At 46.4% G+C, this 6,169-nt stretch carries 6 protein-coding genes; 2 read left to right on the top strand and 4 right to left on the bottom strand.

All coding sequences use genetic code 11. From position 1 onward, the window contains the following. Together xseA and B3O33_RS14640 are read left to right on the top strand one after the other, a co-directional pair. A partial coding sequence (gene xseA / locus B3O33_RS14645; RefSeq protein WP_292363879.1) for an exodeoxyribonuclease VII large subunit occupies nucleotides 1–933 on the top strand: 933 nt, incomplete at its 5' end. After that, nucleotides 930–1,769, top strand: coding sequence for a peptidoglycan DD-metalloendopeptidase family protein (locus B3O33_RS14640; RefSeq protein ID WP_292362040.1), 840 nt, complete (start codon nucleotides 930–932; stop codon nucleotides 1,767–1,769). The genes xseA and B3O33_RS14640, both read left to right, overlap by 4 nt. Here the strand turns inward: B3O33_RS14640 and B3O33_RS14635 are convergent. From B3O33_RS14635 to B3O33_RS14620, 4 genes are all read right to left on the bottom strand, one after another. After that, complete coding sequence (locus B3O33_RS14635; RefSeq protein ID WP_292362041.1) at nucleotides 1,751–4,435, bottom strand: ABC transporter substrate-binding protein; 2,685 nt, start codon at nucleotides 4,433–4,435, stop codon at nucleotides 1,751–1,753. The genes B3O33_RS14640 and B3O33_RS14635 overlap by 19 nt on opposite strands. 75 nt (nucleotides 4,436–4,510) lie before the next feature. Next, complete coding sequence (lptB, locus tag B3O33_RS14630) at nucleotides 4,511–5,236, bottom strand: LPS export ABC transporter ATP-binding protein (RefSeq protein WP_292362042.1); 726 nt, start codon at nucleotides 5,234–5,236, stop codon at nucleotides 4,511–4,513. A gap of 14 nt (nucleotides 5,237–5,250) precedes the next feature. Next, nucleotides 5,251–6,060, bottom strand: a complete 810-nt coding sequence (gene lptA / locus B3O33_RS14625; RefSeq protein ID WP_292362043.1) for a lipopolysaccharide transport periplasmic protein LptA — start codon at nucleotides 6,058–6,060, stop codon at nucleotides 5,251–5,253. Beyond that, nucleotides 6,041–6,157, bottom strand: coding sequence for an LPS export ABC transporter periplasmic protein LptC (locus B3O33_RS14620; RefSeq protein ID WP_292363899.1), 117 nt, complete (start codon nucleotides 6,155–6,157; stop codon nucleotides 6,041–6,043). The genes lptA and B3O33_RS14620 overlap by 20 nt, the downstream gene beginning before the upstream one ends. Between the last annotated feature and the right edge of the window lie 12 nt (nucleotides 6,158–6,169).

The following is a 6,169-nucleotide window of genomic DNA, read 5'->3' as shown; positions in this document are numbered from 1 at the left end:
GAAGCAGCACCACGGCAGATTGCTGCCGCCATTCAAACCGCTGATCAGCGACAGGAATGCGATTTGCTGATTGTGGGGCGGGGTGGTGGCTCGCTGGAAGATCTGTGGAGTTTTAATGATGAACTGGTTGCCAGAGCGTTATTTGCCTGCCAGATTCCCACTATCAGTGCCGTAGGCCATGAAATTGATTTTACCATTGCCGATTTTGTCGCCGATGTCAGAGCACCGACCCCTTCGGCAGCAGCCGAGTTAGCCGTCCCTGAAGCACGACAGTTGGTTTTGAATCTGGGCAATTTGTTGCAAACCCTGAACAGTCGGATTCGTCAAAAGCTGTTTAATGAACACCGGCATATCCGTTATTTATCACAGCGCCTGCCGAAACCCCAGCAACAGATCAAGCTGCAATTGCAACAGCTGAAACGCTTGCAGACACAACTGGATTACAGCTTTCAACGTCGTTTGCAAAGCAAACAGCAGCAACTGGATTATCTGTCAGTGCGCTTACCGCATCCCCAACTGCGAATCAGCTGGCGGCAAACCCGCTTAAAGGATTTGGCTCAGCGATTTGAAAAAGCATTTTCCGTGCAACAGCAGCAGTTCAGACAACAAAGTCAGAATCTGAACGCTCGTTTGCAGCGACTGTTACCCGTTTCCCGGTTAAAGCAGCAGCAACAGCTTGTTGATGCACTCTCTGCACAATTAAATCGTCTGACCAGACAACAGATCAATGATCATAAACAACAACTTGCGCAGTTAATGCGAACTTTATCTGTCGTCAGCCCTTTAAATACGCTGGAGCGTGGCTACAGCATCACCAGTGATACTGAATCCGGGAATGTTATTTACCGTTCCGATGAAGTGGAAATTGGCCAAACACTGCAAATTCGTTTATCAGAAGGCCAGTTGGACTGCGAAGTGCGTGATAAAAAATGAGGTTCAACGTTTTTTATTTACCCATTCTGCTGTTGCTGAGTTTCTCTGCCTGGGCGTTACCACAACAACTTCCGGTACCTGGCGGCGTGATCATTTTACCGTTGGAAACGGGTGGAAATGTTGCACCTGAAGTCAGCTATGAACAACGGCAGGTGATGGTGATAAAACAGGGTTCCCAATGGCAGGCTGTGGTTGGCATTCCTCTGGCAGCCAAACCGGGAAATCATAAAGTTTTGGTGGATGACCAGGGCGTATTGAGCAGCATTGTGTTTGAGGTCAGAAACAAATCCTATCCCACCCAGCATGTGAATGTGCCCGATGATCGTAAAGTAAATCCCTATGCCGAAGATATGGTTCGCATCGAAGCTGAAACCGCCAGGATTAATAAAGCGTTGCGTAATTGGCGAGTGAGTGATGATGTTCCCTTCAACTTTGTCTGGCCGGTTGAAGGACGTGTAAGTGGCCTGTTTGGTCGCCGCAGAGTGTTTAATGGCGAAGAACGTAATCCCCACAGCGGAATTGATATTGCCGCGCCAACAGGAACCGGCATTATGGCGCCTGCCGATGGTGTGGTGACCGATAGCGGTGATTACTTTTTTAATGGCAATACCGTCATGATTGATCATGGCCAGGGTCTGGTGACCATGTTTTGTCATCTGGATCGAATTGATGTCAAAGTCGGCCAACAGGTTAAACAAAGAGATATTATTGGTACGGTGGGTGCAACAGGACGGGTGACCGGGCCGCATCTGCATCTTGGAGTCAGTCTGAATGATGCTCGGGTAGAACCTTTGTTGTTCTTTCCCCCGCGGGATGGTTACCCATTGTTAGACTGATCGCTTTGCTTGCTGTACTGGTTTAACAATTCTGTCAGCAAGATAAAGTTAACCGGTTTGGTGAGATAGGCGGTAAATAACCCTTCTGCCTGCTGTAAATCATAGGGCATAGCCGCAGCAGTCACGGCGATAACCGGAATATGACGGAACTTGGGATTGGCCATGATCTGCTCAGTGGCCTGCAGACCACTGATTCCAGGAAGATTAATATCCATCAGGATAACTGCCGGCATATTTTGCTCCAGCCATTCCAATCCGGCTTCAGCGGTTTTACAGACATGCAGGTGATATTGTGGCAGGCGTTCAAAAAACGCTTCCATTAATTTGATATTGGCCGGGTTGTCTTCAATATGCAGAATGACCGAACCGGAATCGGCCTGAAGTGGATTGTCAGAGGGAATCGAGGGTGGCGGTTCATGATGATGAACATTGTGCAGAGACCGGTCAGTGACAGGTAACTCTACCCAAAAGCGACTGCCTTGATTTTCGCTGCTTTCGAAACCGATGTGACCATCCATGGCCTTTATCAGTCTCTGGGTCACAATTAATCCGACGCCGGTACCTTCAATCCCCGAGTTTTCCTGCCCCAATCGATCAAACGCCGTAAACAGATAGGCTTGTTTATCCGGTGGTATGCCCATACCGGTATCTTTAATGGTAATACGCAACCGGTTGGTCGATTTGATGATTTCGCCTGTAATGAGTACCTCACCATCAGGACGGTTGTATTTTATGGCGTTACTGACCAGGTTGATCAGTACTTGTTTAAGTTTGGTCAAATCAGCCAGCACTAATTGATTGGGGATATCTCCCGTCAGAATTGTTACCTGATAGCGATCCGCCAGATTTTTCAGCATTGGCAGGCAATGTTTTATGGCGCTCGTAACATCAACAGCCTCAATGGAAACTTCTACAGAACCGGTTTCAATTTTTGCCAGTTCCAGTACATCGTTAATCAGCTTGAGCAAGTGTTCACCACTCTGGATGATGAGCTTCAGACTATCTTGCTGAGTATCGGTAAGCGGTGCCTGTTTATCACTTTGTAGCAGCTGGGCGAAACCTAATATCGCATTAAGAGGGGTGCGTAACTCATGGCTCATTGCCGACAGAAATTCCGATTTTGCCTGGTTGGCTTTTTCAGCTTCTTCCTTGGCGGCGATCAAGGCCAGGTGCTCCGCTTTTTGCAAAGAAATATCACGGGCTATGCCGGTAAAAAAATAACGACCTTCCCATTTAAAGGCACTTAAGGTCAGTTCAATGGGAATAATTTGACCACTTTTATGTAATGCTTCCAACTCAATCGGCTGGCCAATTATTTTGGATTGCTCGGTGCTTAAGAAACGTGACATGCCATTTTCATGATGATGTCGATGTTGAGCGGGCATCAGCCGGGTAATATTCTGGCCAATAATTTCTTCCGGTTGATAACCGAATAAGCGAACAGAAGCCGCATTAAAATTCTGGATAACACCCGTTTCGTCAATGGTAATAACGCCTTCAAGTGTGTGATTCAATAATGTTTGTAAACGTTCACTTTCGCGTTTGGCTTTCTCTTCCAGCGCTTTGCCTTTTTCTAATTCCGCTTCAAGCGCTGCCGTTTGCAAGGCAATCTTTTCACTCAACACTTTGGCATGATGGCGTTTAATAAAATAACCAATCATGGTGACTGCGGCTAAAGCGATAAGCGAAAATACCAGCCATTTCAGCCATATTGATATGCTGGGTGTAGGGTCATAGATAAATCCATCAAGTTGATGGTCATTATTAACCAAGCCTAACTGCTGATAGTGTTCAGCGATTTTTTGCCAGCGTTCAATCGTCATATGACCTAATGAAACGGTGGGATATAAACTGAGCTCGCTGAGTTTTTCAGCTTCAAATTCAAGATGAGCCCGGGTTTTATTTTGATTGTTATAGTCCTTTAAAATCAGATCAATCATTTCCTGGGGATGTTCCAGGGCATATTGCCAGCCTTGTATAGTGGCCTCTCTGAATGCTGCCACGACCTGCGGATGACGCCTTAAATACTGTTCAGAAGTAAACAGGATATCGCTGTAGAAATTAATATTGAATTCATGCGGTGACAAGGTGTGGTAAGCCACACCCTGATTCTTCATCCAGAAAGGTTCATTGGAAATATAGGCTGTAAGTGCATCCACTTCACCGGCAATAAGATTATCGATATCAGCCGGAGAGGGATCCACTATATCCAGTTGTGAAGGATGAATATTGAACTTGAGTAGCATCGCCGATAAATCATCAGCGTAGGACTGCCGGGTAACCGTTTTACCAACGAAATCGTTCGGATGTTTTATATCTGAATCCGCTCTGACCAGCCAGGTGTAAGGGCTGCTTTGAAATATGGCGGCTATAGCGACAAACGGGCGACCTTTTAATCTTTCGACCACCAGGCCTGCACCGGAAAGTCCAAAGTCAACGATACCGGTTTCAACTTCATTGAAAGGTGCTGTATGGCCGTTAGTCATGGTTACTGCCAGCCCGGCTTCCTGATAAAAGCCTTTTTCGACGGCGGCATAAATGCCAGCAAATTGAAATTGATGCTGCCAGTGAAGTTTGATTGATACGGGTGTCAGCTTTTGATTTGGTTCATCGGCCACTGCTAAATTGGCAAACAACAGCAAGGCAATCGCAATCAATCGACACATAAATAGTACTCAAACAGAGTTCAATTCATCTTACCTTACTGATCCGGGGAATTGCCAGAAACTTGTTGTGGAAATCTACAGGCGAAAGTCCCGTCCCAGATAAACGCTGAGTACACGCTTATCCTGCAGGATTTCATCGGGTGTACCTTTGGAAATGACTTCACCTTCGTTAAAGATGTAGGCTCTTTCACAGACACTCAATGTTTCACGAACATTATGGTCAGTGATTAAAATGCCAATACCTCGCTCAGCAAGTGCTTTGATAATACCCTGAATATCTAATACAGAAATCGGATCAACACCGGCGAAGGGTTCGTCGAGCAAAATGAATTGAGGATCCATGGCTAATGCCCGGGCAATTTCAACGCGGCGTCTTTCACCACCGGATAACGCCATGCCTAACGATTTTCGAATATGGCTGATATGAAATTCATCCAGCAATCTTTCCAGTAATTGCTGTTTAGCGTCGAGGCTCAGTTTTTTGCGGGTTTCAATAATGGCGTAGAGATTATCTTCTACTGACAATTTACGAAATACGGAAGCTTCCTGGGGGAGATAACCAATACCTAATTGAGCACGTTTGTGGATCGGTTCATGGGTGAGTTCTTGTTGATCGAGAAAAATGCTGCCGTGATCGACCGGGATCAACCCGACAATCATGTAAAAGCTGGTCGTTTTTCCGGCTCCATTGGGGCCAAGCAAACCGACAATTTCACCACTGTTTACTTCAAGGGAAATATTTTTAACAACCTGTCTATCGCCAAATTGCTTGGCAAGCGACATTGCAGAAAGCTGACTCATGTAATTTCCGTGATTTATTCAGGATTCATTTGCAGATAACGCGCACTGACCCAGCCAATGATCGCTTTATCACCACTCATCCCTCTGACTTGGATCCATTCGGGTTGACGGGTCAGCACAATCACCTCTGTGTTTTCGATAAAGGCACCAATACGTTCATATTGGGTGCCGGGACCGGTTCTGACATTCAGCGTGGTTTGAGTGGTCGCCGTTGGATAACTCATTTCCGATTGCTGTTCCGGTGCCTCTGTTAAAGGCTGAGGTTGTGGTGCGGTTGGTCTGGCCGGTTGAGTCTTGTTTTTTTCACGCTGACCGGGAGGCTGAATAGTGATATGAACCCGGCCGCTGGATTGTGTCTGGCCATCGACTTCGACTGGTCTGGAGTTGGCAATAACAATGTTTTTATCAATATCATATTCAATATGATTGCCACGGAATTCATCGCCTGATTGCCAGACATAACCTTGGCCTACCAGATAAATTCGTTGGGTACGGGCGTGGTATTCCATCTGTAAGGCTTTGGCTTTAACCGGTTTGTCGCCTTCCTTGTGCACCTGTTCATAGGTGGCGAGATTACCTTCCGCAATGGCTTTTTCCAGTTCACGGTTTTCATCATAAAAGAAAGTAATGATGTCGCCTTCAATACGTAAAGTACCCTGAGTCAGAATAGCATCACCTTTGTATTGGGTGACACCGGTTTGATCATCAAGCTGCGCATGATCTGCTTCGATATTGATGGGTTGCTCCCGATCACTGGGTAAGGCAAGCGCAATAGACGGAATTGCAGCAAGAACCCAGAGCAGATTAATTAACAGGTGGCGCATTATATTGTCCTCTCACCCTAGAGTGCAGATTGATAGTTTCTTCTTGTAAAGCCGCATGGAAACCCACTGAATGGGTATCTCCATGTGGCGATTTCATGGTCACCGGCTG

This window comes from Methylophaga sp. UBA1464, assembly GCF_002325665.1.
Taxonomy (GTDB): Bacteria; Pseudomonadota; Gammaproteobacteria; order Nitrosococcales; family Methylophagaceae; genus Methylophaga.
Note: the sequence above shows the minus strand (reverse complement) of the source record. Positions and strands in the feature narration are given on the sequence as shown.